This window comes from Anoxybacillus suryakundensis (assembly GCF_001418025.1).
Lineage (GTDB): Bacteria > Bacillota > Bacilli > Bacillales > Anoxybacillaceae > Anoxybacillus > Anoxybacillus tengchongensis.
The window spans coordinates 151,977-169,884 of sequence record NZ_LIOK01000002.1 but is presented as its reverse complement, the minus strand read 5'-3'; the positions used below and the strand labels follow the sequence as shown (position 1 = coordinate 169,884).

At 44.5% G+C, this 17,908-nt stretch carries 17 protein-coding genes; 13 read left to right on the top strand and 4 right to left on the bottom strand.

From position 1 onward, the window contains the following. Positions 1-58 precede the first annotated feature (58 nt). The 5 genes from ASC42_RS02075 (at position 59) to ASC42_RS02055 (ending at position 6,230) form a co-directional block, all read left to right on the top strand. Entirely contained in the window at positions 59-2,401 is a 2,343-nt protein-coding gene (locus tag ASC42_RS02075; RefSeq protein ID WP_055440335.1) for a glycoside hydrolase family 65 protein, read from the top strand. After that, entirely contained in the window at positions 2,398-3,087 is a 690-nt protein-coding gene (gene pgmB, locus ASC42_RS02070; protein ID WP_082435664.1) for a beta-phosphoglucomutase, read from the top strand. The genes ASC42_RS02075 and pgmB overlap by 4 nt, the downstream gene beginning before the upstream one ends. Positions 3,088-3,139: 52 nt before the next feature. Further along, complete coding sequence (locus ASC42_RS02065; RefSeq protein ID WP_055440395.1) at positions 3,140-4,408, top strand: ABC transporter substrate-binding protein; 1,269 nt, start codon at positions 3,140-3,142, stop codon at positions 4,406-4,408. Positions 4,409-4,511: 103 nt separating this feature from the next. Next, positions 4,512-5,402 (top strand): carbohydrate ABC transporter permease, encoded by an 891-nt coding sequence (locus ASC42_RS02060; protein ID WP_055440334.1) that lies wholly within the window; start codon positions 4,512-4,514, stop codon positions 5,400-5,402. A 12-nt stretch (positions 5,403-5,414) separates the two neighbouring features. Further along, the gene (locus tag ASC42_RS02055) at positions 5,415-6,230 is read left to right on the top strand and encodes a carbohydrate ABC transporter permease (RefSeq protein ID WP_055440333.1); all 816 of its coding nucleotides are present in this window, start codon (positions 5,415-5,417) and stop codon (positions 6,228-6,230) included. 2 nt (positions 6,231-6,232) lie between these two features. Here ASC42_RS02055 and ASC42_RS02050 read toward each other — a convergent pair whose 3' ends face one another. Next, a complete protein-coding gene (locus ASC42_RS02050; protein WP_055440332.1) occupies positions 6,233-6,568 on the bottom strand; it encodes a DUF3905 domain-containing protein in 336 nt (111 codons plus the stop codon). 83 nt (positions 6,569-6,651) lie between these two features. Between ASC42_RS02050 and ASC42_RS13975 the strand changes: the two genes are divergently transcribed. From ASC42_RS13975 to ASC42_RS13965, 3 genes are read left to right on the top strand one after another with little or no spacing between them, the layout of a single operon-like run. After that, positions 6,652-6,798 carry a hypothetical protein gene (locus ASC42_RS13975; protein WP_167338085.1) on the top strand — a complete coding sequence of 49 codons (147 nt, stop codon included), beginning with the start codon at positions 6,652-6,654 and terminating at the stop codon, positions 6,796-6,798. Further along, positions 6,795-6,950, top strand: a complete 156-nt coding sequence (locus ASC42_RS13970; protein ID WP_032100646.1) for a hypothetical protein — start codon at positions 6,795-6,797, stop codon at positions 6,948-6,950. The genes ASC42_RS13975 and ASC42_RS13970 overlap by 4 nt, the downstream gene beginning before the upstream one ends. After that, entirely contained in the window at positions 6,947-7,090 is a 144-nt protein-coding gene (locus ASC42_RS13965; RefSeq protein WP_167338084.1) for a hypothetical protein, read from the top strand. The genes ASC42_RS13970 and ASC42_RS13965 overlap by 4 nt, the downstream gene beginning before the upstream one ends. Before the next feature lie 105 nt (positions 7,091-7,195). On the opposite strand, the gene ASC42_RS02040 is transcribed toward ASC42_RS13965, so the two are convergent. The 3 genes from ASC42_RS02040 to ASC42_RS02030 form a co-directional block, all read right to left on the bottom strand. Beyond that, positions 7,196-7,738 carry a LabA-like NYN domain-containing protein gene (locus ASC42_RS02040; RefSeq protein WP_009362505.1) on the bottom strand — a complete coding sequence of 181 codons (543 nt, stop codon included), beginning with the start codon at positions 7,736-7,738 and terminating at the stop codon, positions 7,196-7,198. A 191-nt stretch (positions 7,739-7,929) separates the two neighbouring features. Further along, positions 7,930-9,660, bottom strand: a complete 1,731-nt coding sequence (locus ASC42_RS02035) for a B12-binding domain-containing radical SAM protein (RefSeq protein ID WP_055440331.1) — start codon at positions 9,658-9,660, stop codon at positions 7,930-7,932. A 93-nt stretch (positions 9,661-9,753) separates the two neighbouring features. After that, on the bottom strand, positions 9,754-11,529 hold the full coding sequence (locus ASC42_RS02030; RefSeq protein WP_055440330.1) for an L-lactate permease: 1,776 nt from the start codon (positions 11,527-11,529) through the stop codon (positions 9,754-9,756). A 167-nt stretch (positions 11,530-11,696) separates the two neighbouring features. On the opposite strand from ASC42_RS02030, the gene ASC42_RS02025 reads away from it, so the two are divergent. From ASC42_RS02025 to ASC42_RS02005, 5 genes are all read left to right on the top strand, one after another. After that, on the top strand, positions 11,697-12,443 hold the full coding sequence (locus ASC42_RS02025; RefSeq protein WP_055440329.1) for a FadR/GntR family transcriptional regulator: 747 nt from the start codon (positions 11,697-11,699) through the stop codon (positions 12,441-12,443). A gap of 106 nt (positions 12,444-12,549) precedes the next feature. Then, entirely contained in the window at positions 12,550-13,266 is a 717-nt protein-coding gene (locus ASC42_RS02020; RefSeq protein ID WP_055440328.1) for a (Fe-S)-binding protein, read from the top strand. 12 nt (positions 13,267-13,278) lie between these two features. Further along, on the top strand, positions 13,279-14,697 hold the full coding sequence (locus tag ASC42_RS02015; protein ID WP_055440327.1) for a LutB/LldF family L-lactate oxidation iron-sulfur protein: 1,419 nt from the start codon (positions 13,279-13,281) through the stop codon (positions 14,695-14,697). Further along, complete coding sequence (locus ASC42_RS02010) at positions 14,697-15,359, top strand: LutC/YkgG family protein (protein ID WP_055440326.1); 663 nt, start codon at positions 14,697-14,699, stop codon at positions 15,357-15,359. Before ASC42_RS02015 ends, ASC42_RS02010 begins: the two co-directional genes overlap by 1 nt. A 359-nt stretch (positions 15,360-15,718) precedes the next feature. Continuing rightward, positions 15,719-17,887 carry a PAS domain-containing sensor histidine kinase gene (locus tag ASC42_RS02005; RefSeq protein WP_055440394.1) on the top strand — a complete coding sequence of 723 codons (2,169 nt, stop codon included), beginning with the start codon at positions 15,719-15,721 and terminating at the stop codon, positions 17,885-17,887. Positions 17,888-17,908 lie beyond the last annotated feature (21 nt).

Genomic DNA, 17,908 nt, shown 5'->3' with positions numbered 1-17,908 from the left:
ACACAAAATCCGAAACGTTTTGGAAAAACTACATTCACACGGGGAAAGGAAGTTTACGATGCTGCAATACAACTTAGGAACAGGCGAGTATAAAAACTGGATCGTGTCGGAAGTGCAATTTAACCCATATGCACTCGGAAAGTGTGAAGCGATTATGGCGCTCGGTAACGGGTATATGGGGCTTCGCTCGGCGACGGAAGAGTCGTACGTCGGGCAAGTGCGCAACTTGTTTGTCGCGGGGACGTTTAACCAGTTTGATGAATATGAAGTGACAGAATTGCCGAATGCGCCAGATGTCGTTGAATTGGACATTTGGTTAAATGGGGAAAAGTTTTCGCTAGAAAAAGGGGAAATCATACATTATCGCCGCGATTTAAACATAAAAGATGCGGAATTAGTGCGCCACGTCATTTGGGAAAATGCGCGCGGCGAGCAGTTTGAATTCATGTTTCGCCGGTTTGTATCGCTAAAAAACTTGCATCTCATCGGCATGAAAGTCGAGATCAAACCGTTGAATTGCGCGGCGAACATTCACATCACATCAGGCATTAACGGACAAATGACAAATAGCGGTGCGCAACATTTCCACGAAGGCGAAAAGCGCATTTTTGATAAAACATATTTGCAACTCATTCAAACGACAACCGAATCGAAAATTGATTTTGTTGTGAACGCGACGCATCGTTATATGATTGACGGAAAAGAAATTGAAAAAGAGCCGCGCATGGCGATCGACCGTCGCAAAGTGTTTATTCAAGTCGCATTTGATGTGAAACAAGGAGAGACGCTCACATTTGAAAAGCTTGCGAACGTGTATACAAGCCGCGATAAACAGTACGATCATGACGCATACAGCCTTGATGTCATGCGCCAAGATGCGTTAAACGACTTAAAAGAAGAAGCGAAAAAAGGATACGACGCGCTCTTTTCCGAAAACGTTTCGGAATGGAAAAAACGTTGGGAGCAAATGAACATTACGATTGAAAGTGAAAACGAATTTGACCAGCTCGCCATCCGTTTTGCGCATTATCATTTAATCATTATGACGCCAGCGCATGACGCCCGCTTTGGCGTTGCGGCGAAAGGATTAACAGGTGAAGGATATAAAGGTCATTCGTTTTGGGATACAGAAATTTTCATTTTGCCGTTTTTCACGTACACGTTCCCACATATTGCTCGCAGCTTGCTTGAATATCGCTACAACACGATTGAAGGAGCGCGCCGAAAAGCGAAAGCGAACGGCTATGAAGGAGCGATGTATCCGTGGGAGTCGGCGTTTACAGGCGATGAAGTGACGCCGGTATGGGGCGCAGTCGATATTGTAACAGGAAAAGCGACGAAAATTTGGTCGGGCTTTATCGAACAACATATTACGAGCGACATCGCCTTTGCGGTATGGCAATATTACAAAATTACGGGCGATGACGACTTTATGGAACGTTATGGCTATGAAATGTTGTTCGATACGGCAACGTTTTGGGCGAGCCGTCTAGAGTGGAACGAAGAAAAACAACAATACCATATTAACGACGTCATCGGCCCAGATGAATATAAAGAGCACGTCAACAATAACGCCTTTACGAACTATATGGCGCATTGGAACATCGAAACGGCGATTCGCTATTATGAAAGATTAAAAGAAACGAATCCCGCGCTTCTTGACGCATTACACGAAAAAATTGGCGTGCATGAAGCGTATAAAAAATGGAAAGAAAAAGTCGATCTCATTTACTTGCCACAGCCGCGCGAAGAAGATCTCGTCATCCCACAAGATGACACGTATTTAACAAAACAAATCATCGATTTAACGAAATATAAAAAGCAAACGCGCGTCGGCACGATTTTTGAAGATTACAACCTCGAACAAGTAAACAACATCCAAGTATCGAAACAAGCGGACATTATGGTGTTGTTTTACTTATTAGAAAATAAGTTTTCGCAAGAAGTGAAACGAGCGAACTGGAACTACTATGAGCCAAAAACGTTGCATGATTCTTCGCTCAGCTTATCGACGCATTGTATTTTAGCGAGCGATATGGACGATCGCGAGCTAGCGTATGCATTGTTTGAACAAGCAGCACGCATCGACTTAGGTCCGAATATGAAATCGTCGGATCACGGCATGCACACCGCGTCCATCGGTGGCGTCTGGCAATCGGTCGTGTGCGGATTTGGTGGCGTGCGCATGCTAGATGGAAAATTGCGCATTCATCCGAAGCTTCCAAAACAATGGACGAAACTATCGTTCCCGATCTATTGGCGCGGCGATCGGCTAGAAGTGACGGTGACGCATGAACAGCTTGTTGTGAAAAAAGTGACGAACGTTCACGATGCCGTGACGTTTGACGTGTTCGGCACAGCATATGAAGTAAAAGATGAAATCACAATTCCACTTGCATGAAAGGGTTTGACATGATGAACAAACAATTAAACGCAGTGATTTTCGATTTAGACGGTGTCATTACCGATACGGCAGAGTATCATTTTATCGCATGGAAACAGCTTGCAGAGGAATTAGGCATCACGTTTGATCGCGCGTTTAACGAGCAGTTAAAAGGAGTAAGCCGCATGGAGTCGCTTGAGCGCATTTTAGCGCTCGGCGACCAAGCGGATCGCTGTACGATGGCGGAAAAAGAGGCGCTTGCGCATAAAAAAAATGAGCATTACAAACAGCTCATTGCGCGCATGACGCCAGACGATTTACTTCCCGGCATGCTCGATTTATTGCGCGAGTTGAAACGCCAAAACGTAAAAATCGGCTTAGCCTCCGCAAGTAAAAACGCCTTTACGGTTATCGAGCGGCTACAAATTGGCGCATATTTCGATACGATCGTCGATGCCGCAAAAGTAAAAAACAGCAAGCCGCACCCAGAAATTTTTCTGACTGCCGCTAAGCAGTTACGTGTCGATCCGTCTACGTGCATTGGCGTAGAAGATGCCCAAGCAGGTGTGGCAGCCATCAAAGCAGCAAACATGTTCGCGATTGGCGTCGGCGACAAAGAAGCGTTAAAAGAAGCGGACTATATCGTCGAAACGACCGCCGATTTAACGTACGATGCGATTGTACGTGCATTTTATCGGGAATAAGGGAGCTCGTCTCCCTTCCATATAACATTCAATAAGAAAGGGGTCTTATATGATGAACAAGAAAACATGGTTTGCCGTCGGTATGTCGACAATGCTTTTTGGAAGCGTTTTAGCCGGATGTGGTGGTGAAGAGAAAACAGCGAAAAACGAAAACAAAAGTGACACGAAAGAAGAAACGGTTGAAGTGACGCTTGCCGGTTGGGGCGGCAACCCAATGGAGCAAAAATTGTTGAAACAAACGTTAGATGAATTTGAGAAAAAATATCCGAACATTAAAGTAAAACATGAAGTCATTTCCGATCAATATATGGACGTCATTAAAACGCGCTTAATTGGCGGCGAAGGTCCAGACGTATTTTATTTAGATGCGTTTGAAGCGCCAGCGATGATTGAAACAGGCGTGTTAGAGCCATTAGATGACTATGTAACAGACGATTTTGACATCGATGATTTTGAAAAGCCGCTTCTTGACGCATTTAAAGGTCCAGACGGCAAAATATACGGCTTCCCGAAAGACTATTCGACGTTAGCGCTTTTCTATAACAAAAAAATGTTTGCAGAAGCAGGGCTTGACGTACCAAAAACGTGGGATGAATTACGTGAAGCGGCGAAAACATTAACAAAAGGAACAGAAGTGTACGGGTTTGGTGTCGCGCCAGAATTAGCGCGCTTATACTACATTGCGGAATCAAAAGGCGGCAAAGTCGTGACAGACAATAAAGCAAGCTTTGCCGATCCGAAAGTTGTTGAAGCGCTGCAACCGATTGTCGATATGCGCTTAAAAGATAAATCAGCCGCACAACCGAGCGAAGTTGGTGCCGGCTGGGGCGGCGAAATGTTCGGTCAACAAAAAGCAGCGATGGTCATTGAAGGAAACTGGGCGATTCCATTCCTCCAAGAAACGTTCCCGAATACGGAGTTCGGCACCGCAGAAGTGCCAACGATTGACGGCAAAAAAGGAACGATGGCTTATACAGTAGCGTACGTCATGAACAAAGATTCACAAAAGAAAGAAGCAGCATGGAAACTCATTTCATTTTTGACAGGAAAAGAAGGAATGAAAATTTGGACAAGTAAAGGGTTTGCGTTGCCAACACGTAAATCGGTTGCGTCAGAATTAGGATACGACAAAGATGAATTGCGCGCCGCGCTTGTTGCAGGGGCACCGTATGCGACTGTATGGCAAAACGGCACGAACTTGCCAATTATTATGAACAACTTTAACAACCAATTTGTCAGCGCCTTTTTAGGTGAGCAACCGCTTGACGAAGCGCTTAAAAAAGCGCAAGACATTGCGAACAAAGAAATTGAAGCGAAGTAACGGCCGAGGGGATGTTCCCCTCGCTGTTCCCTTCTTTCAAGTGAAGTGTTACACAATCTTCACTTGAAAGAGGCGAATAGCACGACGTAAAGGAGATGAACATATGTTTAGTCGTAAGCGATGGAAAGAAGCAGGCACAGCATATACGTTATTGTCACCAACGTTATTTGTCCTTCTTTTATTTGTCATCGGTCCGATTTTATTTGCGATTTATTTATCGTTTCATAAAGTACAACTATTAGGAACAGCAAGTTTTCAGTTTGTCGGATTCGATAACTTTACACGTATATTAGACGATACACGAGCAAAAATTGCGCTTTGGAATACGGTCAAATATGTGGTGATCGTCGTGCCGACACAAACGATGTTAGCGCTCGTTTTAGCCGCAACGCTGAATGCGGGCTTGAAAGGGGAAAAGTTTTTCCGCATCGTCTACTTTTTGCCGACATTAACGTCATCGGCTGTATTGACGCTTATTTTTATGTGGATGTACAACCAAAACGGGCTTGTCAATCACGTGCTCGAGTTTTTCGGTTTGCCGACGTACAACTGGCTTGGCGATCCATCTGTCGCGTTAAACGCCATTATGATTATGAACATTTGGTCAACGGCACCGTTTTTTATGGTCATTTATTTAGCCGCACTGCAAGACATTCCGGATTCGTTATACGAAGCGGCAGAGCTAGACGGGGCGAACGCTTGGCATAAGTTTTGGTATGTTACGGTGCCATATTTAAAACCTGTCACATCGTTTGTCGTCATTATGGGCTTAATCGGTACGTTCCAATTGTTTGACCAGTCATACATTTTCTCTGGAGGTTCAGGTGGTCCAAACAATGCAACGTTAACGGTCGTTCTACTTATTTATCAATATGCATTTAAATCGCTCGGAACGATGGGCTATGCGGCAGCGTTGGCGTTTGCGTTAGCGATCGTCATTTTACTTGCGACGTGGCTGCAGCGGAAATTTTCAAAAGAAGAGTCGCTTTATTAAGGAGGGAAGAACATGCGATTAGGTAAAGCATTATTATATACGATTCTCGTATTATATGCGATCGTGACGATGATTCCATTTTTATGGGCGCTTTCGTCATCGTTTAAAACGCTTGAAGAAATTGTTAGTGGTTCGATCAGTTTTATTCCGAAAGACTTTACACTTGATAATTATAAACAAATTTTTGTCGAACAAGAGCTTTTCCCGCGTTGGTTTATGAATAGCGTCATCATTGCGGTAACGGTGACGATTTTGAATTTAATGTTTAACTCGATGGCTGGTTATGCGCTTGCTCGTCTTCATTTTCGAGGAAAACAAACGATTTTTATGATCATTTTGGCAGTGTTAATGATTCCAGCGCAAGTGACGATGATTCCAAACTATTTAATTTTAAAGCAGCTCGGTTGGTTGAACTCTTATCAAGGCATGATTGTGCCAGCCATGATTAACGCGACATTTATTTTTATGATGCGTCAGTTTTTCATCAATTTCCCGAAAGAATTAGAAGAAGCGGCAGCGTTAGATGGGTTAAGCCGCATCGGTACGTTTTTCCGCATCGTGCTGCCGCTCGCTCGACCAGCGCTCGCCGCGCAAGCCATTTTCGTCTTTATGGGTTCGTGGAACGACTTTATGCGTCCGCTTATCATTTTATCCGATCCGCAACTGTTCACGTTGCCGTTAGGGTTAAATAGCTTTAAAGGACAATACATTAGCTATTGGAACTACATTATGGCGGCGTCAATGGTGTTTACGATGCCTGTATTAGTCATTTATGCATTTTTCAATCGCTACTTTATCAAAGGTATTTCGTTTACAGGTGGGAAATAGCTTTAATCCGCCCCGTATCCGACGTCTTTATCTGGATGGGTAAACGGTGCTAGTTCGCTCCGTTTTTCTTCGAGTAAGGCGCGGTTTTCTGCCGTATTCCAGCCGATGTCGTTTGTCGGGTGCACCCATTCATCACCTGCCATCACGCTTGGGTCGGTTTCATCGCTCCACTCGTTGAGCGGGGAGTTTGGCGAATTGTATTGGCTGTCGCCGATAACGACCCCGTGTGTATTGACAAACGGTGGCTGCATGCGAATGCCCGTTCCTTTAAACGAAGGGGCATGGATTTGATGCGGTTGCGTTTCATCGAAAATTGGCGATTCGATTTCTTTTTCCATTGTCCTCACCTCGTTATTAATGTGGCTAAATGGCGTATAAAATATGTCGCTTTGCATGACATTACTCATGAGGGGGGATTCACATGCGTTTTCCAATTGCGCAGTTGCATGAACGCGACATCGCCCAAGTGCAACAATTTGAACGACAACTTCGCCAACAAACAGGCGAAAACATCATACTCATCGCATACAAAAAAGAACAAACAGACGAACGAGGTGAACGATCATGAAGCGAAAAGTAACACGTGATGCGGCAAAAACGAACAACCAAACACCGACAGAAAGCATGCCGAAAGACGAATTTGAAGCGCAATATGCTGGTGGAGAAGATATGAGCCGCGGCGCCAATCGCAATTCGAAAAAAGGGCGGCAAGGGAAATGAAAAACAAACAAGCAGGCAAAACCATCCCAATTCCAAGCGACATACTAAAGGAAGAATTCGGGCAAGAACAAGGCGACATCAATGCGCATAAAGTGATGGAGCTAATCGAAGAGGCGAAAAAGGAAAAGAAAAATGAGTAAAGTATATTTATGAAATAATTGCATAGTATAAAGTGGAGGCTACATAGGTTCGGACTATGTAGCTATAGAGAAAGGGCTGCTTACGTATACACGAAAGCAGCCCGATTATCGTTGTACATGTTCAAAGTCTTCTTTCTTTAGAAAAAAGTGGTCATCACATAAATCTTTTAAATATCCAGCTTTTTGTTGATCAACGAGACAGGCTACGACATTTTTCCCTAGTTGTTGTACGACCCGAATAGCAGGTTCATAATCCGTATCTGCGCTTAACAAAATGGCTTCGTCGTAGGCGTGATGATAAGCTAAAGACACTAAATCAACGGCTATATTTACATCTGTGCCTTTTTCAATATAAATGTCTTTTCCGCTCCCATCTTGACCGACATATTTAAGATAGCCAGCTTTTGCAATGCAGTAAGGGACATGCTTGTTTAATGTATCAATAAACTTTTTTGTTGCGGCTGCCTTCGATTTATCGTGACTACTCATAGCCGTATAGTAATATAACCTTTGTAGATGACCGTTTCTTATGTCAGCTATATAATGAGCTAATTTTCCATAGTCAATCCGCTGATAATTTCCGCTGAAAAGATTCGTAACAGCGCTTTCGAAATTATTTCCATCAATAAAAACCATGATTCTTTTCACATCCTTCTCCCCCCTAATACGACTAAAAGCGCTAGCTCCTCATGCTAGCGCTTTTTACATCATCTCTAAGCTATCGAATTTCGAACATTCGACAGCTATCTTCTCTAGCAAGGAACATCTCCGGATGATGTCCTTCTCGCAACTTAAATCTTCCTTATAGTTGAAATTATAAAACTTCAATAAACGCTTTGTCAATTCGTGTCCACTTCCAAAAAATACGTCTCCGCTTTCATCGTCGTTTGGTTGAAGTATACGATCATTGCCATGTCGCATCGGCGGACGTGTTTCGTTTGTAAATAATGCGGTAAGTCGAACGGGATCATTTCAACGACCGTATGTTTAAATAGCTCTTTTTCCGTTAATGAAAGAAGATGCGGTTGTTTTGACAATTGTTCGTATACATGCGCGCGTACATGTTTGTCCGTTTTTTCGTCCCACCACGGTTTGCGCGGTTTTTGTTTTTGATTGCGCAAATAGTCGTATTTCATGAGCGCCTCAACGATCGGCAAGTCGTTTATGTCGATCGTTTGTAAAAACGAATAGAGGCGGCGGAATAAATCTTCAAGCTGGTGACCGATGCGCGCCCAACCTTGTTCATCCCAATATGTGCCGAACGATTGGAAAAAGTCAAACGGCGTGTCAAACAGATGGGTGACGATATATTCGATCGTCTCATCCATGCGATGATCGTTCCAATATTTTTCAAGCACATCTTCGACTTGTTTTAAGCGAATGATGTCATGAAACGACAAGACGTTATTTCGTAAAATTTCATACGGCGCGCGGTCCATAAAGACGTAACCGTACTCGTTCGCCTTATGGCGCAAGCCTGTGCCGCGCAACATTTTTAAAAAGCCGAGCTGCAATTCTTCCGGGCGAAGAGCAAACACGTCGTTAAACGTTTTGCGAAACGATGTGTAATCTTCTTCCGGAAGTCCGGCAATTAAATCGAGATGTTGCGCGATTTTTCCGCCTTGTTTCACCATCGTCACGGTGCGGGTGAGTTTTTCGAAATTTTGTTTTCGCATGACGAGCTTGTTTACTTCATCGTTTGTCGATTGCACCCCAATTTCAAAGCGAAATAGTCCCGATGGCGCCTGTTCGTTTAAAAACTGAATGACTTCTGGGCGCATAATGTCGGCAGTAATTTCAAATTGAAAGACGACGCCGGGGACGTGCTCGTCAATTAAAAATTGGAACATATCCATCGCATAGCTGCGGCTAATGTTAAACGTGCGATCGACAAATTTAATGACTTTTGCCCCATGTTTCATTAAATAACGTAAATCTTCCTTTATTTTTTCCCGATCAAAGTAACGGACGCCGACTTCAATGGACGATAAACAAAATTGACAGCTAAACGGACAGCCGCGACTCGTTTCGACGTACGTGACGCGTTTCGATAAATGCGGTATATCTTCTGGAAAGCGAAACGGCGACGGCATGTTCGCTAAGTTGATTTTATTTCGTTGCGGGTTGATGACTGCTTTTCCGTTTTGATGATATGCGATTCCGGCGATATTGGCGACATCTTCACCGCGTTCAAGCGCGGTGAGAAGCTGTTTAAACGTTTCTTCGCCTTCGCCGATAACGATGTAATCAAATTCCGGCACACGCTCAAGCCAATAAGCGACGTCGTATGACACTTCTGGCCCACCGACGACGATCGTGACGGTCGGATGCACCTTTTTCAGCAATTGCACGACTTCAATCGTCTGTTCGATGTTCCAAATGTAACAGCTAAACCCGATGACGTCAGGTTTGCGACGGTATAAATCGGTGACGATATTTAACACCGGGTCTTTAATCGTATATTCGACAAGCTCGACATCAAATTCCGGTTGAGCGTATGCTTTTAAATAGCGAATGGCTAAGTTTGTATGAATATATTTGGCATTTAACGTTGTACAAATAATATGCACGGCAAACGACCCTTTCATATATAGGTTGCGACGAATTATTATACCATATAGGAAGGGAAGGAAAAAAGGTGCCCGGCAAGGCACCTTTGTGTATTACGCAGATATTTGGTTTTCTGCTCGTTTCGTTTTCCCGCGGTTTGATGCCATAAACAAAATGAATGCGACAACGACAACGGCATAAAGGATAAACCATATGTTGAAGCCACCGACGATCAAGCCCATGCCGAGCATGCCAGCAGCTAAAATGTAATACGTCATCGGAATGAGCGCTTTGCGAATTAAGCTTCCTTCTTGACCGATGAGCCCGACTGTGGCGGAAGCGGCGACGACGTTATGAACACAAATCATATTTCCAGCTGCGCCGCCAACCGCTTGTAGGGCGACGACAACAGCAGCACCTGAAGCCGATAAGCCGATGCTTTCTGCTGTACCGAATTGGAAAAGCGAGAACATCATATTGCTGAATGTGTTACTTCCCGCGATAAACGCTCCGAGCGCACCGATGAGCGGCGCAACGACCGGCCATGAGGAACCGGCGATATGTGATACACCTTCGGCTAAAACGAGCGGCATGCTCGCAAGCTCATCTGTTTTCGTATTAATGAAAATGTTGATCATCGGCACGGCGAAAATGAGTGCGGACCCTGCGCTTAATGCTGTTTTAAACGAATCGCTAAACGCTTTTTTGTAGCTTTTCGCATCCATGCGATGTAACACGTACGTGACGAGCGAAACGATGACGAAAATCGTACCCGGCAAATAAAGTGGTGTCGATTTAATCGCAATGCCGGAGTTAAATACGTTGTCGATGAAAATCGTGACGCTTTCTCCTGTTAAAAACGCTTTTACTTCAGCGACGGTGCGCGTAATGACAAGCAAAATCGCAACTAACACGTACGGAAACCAAGCGTTTAAAAGCGAAATGCGCTTTTTTCCTTGCCCGATGTTCGTTTGTTCGTTGTTTAAACGACCGATCCACTCTTGTTCCCATGCGTGACGATGTTCAAAATCAAACGTATCTTTCGGCATAAATAGTCCGGCTTTTGCGGCTGGGACGACGATCATAAGACCAATGAGTGAACCGAGCAATGAAGGAAACTCCGGTCCGAGCACGTTCGCGATGATCGCATACGGAACAGTGAACGCAAAGCCGGCAAGCATCGCAAACTTCCATACGCGCAATCCTTCACGGAACGAACGATTTTTGCCGAAAAAGCGCGTGAGCATACCGACCATAATAAGCGGAATAAACGTTCCGACTAAGGCGTGAATGATGCCGACGTTGGCGGCAATTTGTAATAAGTAATCGGTAAATTCCATATTTCCAATTGCTTTCATGACCGATTCTTGATTCGCAAGCCCTGTATTGACCCCGACGAGAATAGGTGTTCCGATTGCTCCGAACGACACAGGCGTGCTTTGAATAATTAGTGCAACTAATACAGCAGCCATCGCAGGAAAGCCGATTGCCACAAGAAGCGGGGCAGCGATTGCCGCTGGCGTACCGAATCCTGCCGCACCTTCAATAAACGAACCGAACAACCAGGCGATAATGATCGCTTGAATGCGGCGGTCTGGCGAAATGTGAATGAATCCTTGACGAATCGTTTCGATCGCACCGCTTTCTTTGACCGTATTTAAAAGCAATACGGCTCCGAATACGATAAACATAATTTCAATGGCTGTCTTTATACCGTTTACGCTGGCGGCGGCGACGACATTCATTTTCGTCCCCCAAACGAATAGGGCGATTGCCGCAGTGACAACGAGTGCGACGGGCATGGCACGACTCGCTGGCCACTTCAATACAACAAGAAATAAGAAAACTGTTAAAATTGGCAATAGTGCGATAAATGATAACATATTCATCCCCCTTTGTTTCATTGTGATGATGTCATTCCTTATCCCCTCATCATAAGGTCATACAATCATCTGATGAGTATATCATAATGTAAGCGTAACCATTTTTCAATATGAATATTTAAAAATTTTTCACAGTTATTTTGTAGAAAAATATGATATGACATTCTATTTGTATGGGGGAGCAAACAAGAGATGATGGGGTGGACAAAGTGTATAAGCAAATTAAACCGAAAAAAATATATGAAGAAGTAGCAGAAGCGATTTTACATATGATTCAAACAGGACAGTTAAAGCCCGGAGATAAACTCGATTCCGTTCAACAGCTCGCCGAAAACTTTCAAGTTGGGCGCGCAGCTATTCGTGAAGCGTTGACAGCGCTTCGAGCGATGGGGCTGATCGAAATGAAGCAAGGGGAAGGGACGTACGTGCGCGAGTTTGATCCAGCGATGTTGTCGTTCCCGATTTCTGCGGCTGTGCTTATGAATAAAGAAGATGTCGCTCATTTACTTGAAGTGCGCAAACTGCTTGAAGTCGGTGCTGCAGGGGTGGCAGCTAGAAAGCGAACGGAAGAAGATTTGCGTGCGATGCAAAGCGCTCTGACACAAATGCGTGAAGCGATTGGCGATGAAGAGCTTGGGGAAAAAGCCGACTTTTTATTTCATATGGCGATTGCGGCGGCAACGAAAAATCCATTGTTAGTCAGCTTAATGAACAACGTATCGGGTATGATGATGGAGACGATGCGAGAAACGCGCCGCATTTGGCTGTTTGCCAAACAAGCGACGACCGAACAACTCCTTGAAGATCATATCGCCATTTTTGAAGCGATTCGCGACCAACACATTGAACTAGCCCAAGAACGAATGAAAGAACATTTAGGGCATGTTGAAAAAGTGCTTGCTAGCTACATATCTTCATAATGGAGGTTCTCCCTCCGTGCTTACTCATCAGATGACCGGTTGACTAATTTGGCAATGAGATGTAAAGTGAAAAAAAGAAAACGTTTTCTTAGAGAGGGGATCGGGAATGAACGTCACATTATTTGTTACATGTTTGGTGGATTTATTTCACGTCAATGTTGGCAAAGCGACAGTAGAGTTGTTAGAACGGCTCGGCTGTACCATTCATTTTCCAGAGGCGCAAACGTGCTGTGGACAGCCGGCCTACAATAGCGGCTATGTAAAAGAAGCGAAAGAAGCGATGAAACATATGATTCGTACGTTTGAACATGCCGAATATATCGTTACGCCATCCGGTTCATGTGCAACGATGTTTAAAGAATATCCGCACATTTTTAAAGGCGACAGTGAATGGGAAGAACGAGCACAACACGTCGCTAATAAAACGTATGAACTGACGCAATTTATCGTCGATGTGTTGAAAATCGAAGACGTCGGGGCGCGCTTAGAAGGAAAAGCGACGTATCATACATCATGCCATATGACGCGCTTACTTGGCGTCAAAGACGCACCACTTACGTTATTGCAACACGTCAAAGGGCTTGAAGTCGTTCCGTTGCCGAACGCGCACAATTGCTGTGGATTTGGCGGCACGTTTTCCGTAAAAATGGGGCCGATTTCAGAACAAATGGTCGATGAAAAAATTCAATGTATCGAACAAGTCGAAGCCGATTATTTAATCGGTGCTGATTGTGGCTGTTTAATGAACATCGGCGGGCGCATTGAACGAAAAGGGGAGCCGATTCGCGTCATGCATATTGCCGAAGTGCTGAATAGTCGATAGGGGGGATTGGATATGGCAATGAAAATTAACATGGGAGAATTTCACGAGCGAGTAGAAAAAGGGATTCATAATACGTTTATGCGCGGCGCGGTTGCTGGAGCACAAGAGCGGTTGCGCACGCGCCGGCTCGAAGCGGCCGAAGAGCTCGGCAACTGGGAAGAATGGCGCGCGCTCGGAGAAGAAATTCGTCAACATACGCTCGAAAACTTAGATTATTATTTAATGCAACTGAGCGAAAACGTAAAAAAACGCGGCGGACACGTCTTTTTTGCGCAAACGGCGGAAGAAGCGAACGACTACATTTGTCGCGTCGTTGCAAGCAAACAAGCGAAAAAAATTGTGAAATCGAAATCGATGGTGACGGAAGAAATTCATATGAACGCTGCGCTAGAGAAGCTCGGCTGTGAAGTCATTGAAACCGACCTTGGCGAATACATTTTGCAAGTCGATGACCACGATCCACCGTCGCACATCGTTGCGCCTGCGCTTCATAAAAATAAAGAACAAATTCGCGACGTATTTCAAGAAAAGCTGGCGTATACGAAAACGGAAAAGCCGGAAGAGCTGGCGCTTCATGCGCGCCATATGCTTCGCCACGAATATATGACGGCAGACGTCGGCATTACCGGCTGCAATTTCGCCATTGCCGAATCCGGTTCAATCACGCTTGTGACGAACGAAGGAAACGCCGATTTAGTCACCGCATTGCCGAAAACGCAAATTACAGTCATGGGAATGGAGCGGATCGTACCGACGTTTGAAGAAATGGAAGTGCTCGTTAGTTTACTAACAAGAAGTGCGGTCGGGCAAAAATTGACGAGTTACATTACCGTGTTAACTGGCCCGCGAGAAGAAGGAGAAGTGGACGGTCCAGAAGAATTTCATCTCGTCATCGTCGACAACGGACGTTCCGACATATTAGGAACGGAATTTCAGCCGGTGTTGCAATGCATTCGTTGCGCCGCTTGCGTCAACGTTTGTCCGGTATATCGCCATATTGGCGGTCATTCGTACGGTTCCATTTATTCAGGTCCGATCGGGGCGGTGTTGTCGCCGCTTCTTGGCGGCTATGACGATTATAAAGAATTGCCGTACGCATCAACGTTATGCGCCGCTTGTACGGAAGCATGTCCGGTAAAAATTCCGCTTCATGAACTGTTGTTAAAACACCGCCAAACGATTGTCGAACGGGAAGGAAAAGCGCCGATTTCGGAAAAATTGGCGATGAAAGCGTTCGGATTAGGTGCGGCGTCGTCGCTGTTGTATAAACTCGGTTCGAAAGTCGCACCGAATGCGATGAGTCCGTTTACAGTAAACGACCGCATTTCCAAAGGTCCAGGACCGTTAAAAGCGTGGACGGACATTCGCGAATTTCCAGCACCAGAAAAAGAACGGTTCCGCGACTGGCTAAAACAAAGGGGGAATGAATGATGGAAGCTTTTTTACAACGGATTGCCTCCCGTCTCGGACGCGACGTCCGCACGTCTGTTGAGCGCCCACAGTGGAAACATGCACCGCAACAAACCGTGTTTCAAGGATATAGCCAAGACGAGCTGCTTGATGTGTTGAAACACCAATGCATGCGCATTCATACGACGCTCGTTGAAACAAACAGCGCTGAGCTTTATGACACGGTCGAACAAGTCATTTATGCGCATGGCGGCGGTCCGATCGTCATCGCTAACGATGAGCGCTACGAACAGTTTGGACTATCTTCTTTTTTAAAGCGGGAAGATGTGTACGTATGGGACGCTACACGTGGACGAGACAACATTGAAGCGGCAGAACGAGCAAACATCGGCATCACATGGAGTGATATGACGTTAGCGGAATCAGGGACAGTTGTGTTATTAAACAATCAAAATCAAGGGAGAACGATTAGCTTTTTGCCAACAACGTACGTGGCGCTTATTCCGAAAAGTACGATCGTTCCACGTATGACGCAAGCAGCGCGCATCATTCGAGAGAAACACGTCCCGTCATGCATTAACTTTATTACAGGCCCAAGCAACTCGGCAGATATTGAAATGAATTTAGTTGTCGGTGTGCACGGACCAGTGAAAGCCACATATATCGTTATTACCGATCGTTGAGCAGCAAATGTGAGCTGCTCTTTTTTAAAAGATAAGAAAGTATGGAATTCCATATTTAGGATGTAAGCGCCATCGTCTCGAGTCGCTTCACCCCTTCTTTCGGCGGCGACACATTGAGATACTTCAGTGATATTACCCACGCAGAAACAAGCGACCGCTTGGTTTGAGCTCTCCTCGGTGGGGTTTATGCGCTCTTCGCCGATAGGCGGGCGCTTTGCGCTTTTCTTAATCCCGATAAGATTAGTAAAATTTTCGGAATTTTAAGAAGGAATAAAAAAACATCGGGCGAATATACATCATAACCATATACATATAGAGAGGGAGTTTGTGGGGAGGGAACGCGTTTGAGTTTGAAAGGTATGATGGAAGATTCGCGATTTGTTCAGCTTTCGAAACAAGAAAAGGAAGCGATCGATGAGCGAATAAGTCAGTACGATTTCATTTTACAACAAGTGACGGATGCAATTGTATTAGTAAAAGATGACGGGACGTTCGTGGATGTGAACGAGGCGGCGTGCCGTTTATTTCGCACGTCGCGTGAACAGCTGTTGCAAAAAAATTTTCATGAATACGTATATCTCGTCCCGGAACATATTTTTCATTTTCAAAAACAAATGTTGCATAAATTTGGCACATACGATGATGAAATGGTCATTCGCTTGGCAGATGGCGAAATGAAGCATGTGCAACTATTTATGCGCCGTCATAAAAAGCAACCGTTTGATTTATATATGATCCGCGATATTACCTCAAAAAAAGCGCTTGAGCGTGAACGAACAATTAATGAAACGTTATTTAAAGATTTGTTTAATCGTGCTGGCGATAGCATTGTCATTTTCGATGGACAAGGGCGATTTATTGATGCGAATCCTTCCTTTTGCACAAGCGTCAACATTACAAAAGAAGAACTATTTAAATTATCAATCCAAACATTTATTCCAATGGAGTATCACGATTTATTCGACCAACTGTTAGTGACGTTAAAACGAAACGGGACTGTATCGAGCGAATTGCCGTTTATTTTAGGAGACGGCATGCAAAAGTTGTTTGAGCTAACGTTAACAACGAACGTACATAGCGGCTTTTTTATGGCGATTATGCGCAACGTGACTGAAAAACGAAATATGGAAATGAACTTGCAACGGAGTGAAGAGCGATTTCGCGCCATTTTTGAACAAGCCCATGAAGCGATTTTAATTTGTGACGATTTCGGAAATATTTTGCGCGCCAACCCTGCCGCAAGCCGAACGTTTGAATTGCCGCTTCACGATCTCGTTCATGCGAATTTAATGCAGTTTATTGATGCAAAAGATGAAAAAGTACGTCACGTGTTACGGCAATTTTTCCGCGATGGAGAAATTCGTGACGAATTGACATTTCATATGCCGAACGGCGAAAAAAAACAGCTTGAATTTACGTCGAAAAAAGGGGTCATTAACGGCTATCATTTAACGATTTTTCGCAATGTGAGCGAACGTCGGAAAATGGAAAAACAGTTGCGCGAACAAGAACAAAAGTTTCGCAACGTCTTTAATCATGCGATGGATGGCATTGTGTTAATTGACGACAAACAGCGCATTTTTGATGCCAATCCGGTGGCGTGCCGCATTTTCGCTCTTTCAAAAGAACAGCTCGTTACAAAATGTATGCATGCTTTTATCGGAAGCAACGAATTAAACAAATTTCAAAAATGGGTAAACAATGGGAAGGAAGAAGAAGAGTTTACGATTACAGACGGCGAAGGAAAGAAAAAAATTGTTGAACTGTCGTTTAAACCGAACATTATTGAACATGTCGGGCTGATGATGGTACGCGATATCACGGAGAAAAAAGAAATGGAAGAGCAATTACGTAAGTCTGATACGTTAAGCGTCGTCGGTCAACTGGCGGCAGGCATCGCCCATGAAATTCGCAATCCGATGACGGCGTTAAAAGGATTTATCCAACTATTACAAGGAAGCATAGGCAACGGTTGCGAGCAATATAATATGTACTTTCACGTCATTATGTCGGAATTAAAGCGCATTGAGTCGATTATTACCGAATTTCTCGTATTGGCAAAGCCGCAAGCTGTTCATTATGAACGGGGCGACGTGGCAAAAATTATGCAAGAAACCGTCGATTTACTAAGCGTGCAAGCGACGATGCATAACATTCAAATTGAAGCAACGTACGAGCAAGTGCCGCGTATATATTGCGAGCCGAAACAATTAAAACAAGTGTTTATTAACATATTAAAAAACGCGATTGAGGTGATGCCAAACGGCGGAACGATTACCGTCTCCGTTCAGCATGTCGGAGATGATATACGCATCGCCATTCGTGATCAAGGTTGCGGCATTCCGAAAGATAAAATTAAAAAATTAGGCGAGCCGTTTTATACGACGAAAGAGCGCGGAACGGGGCTTGGCTTAATGGTCAGCTATAAAATTATTGAAGAACATCGTGGGCGCATTGATGTTGAAAGCGAAGTTGGTGTGGGTACAACGTTTTATATTACCTTACCGATAAATAATGACATGCGGTAAAGCAATGTAGTACAATAGACT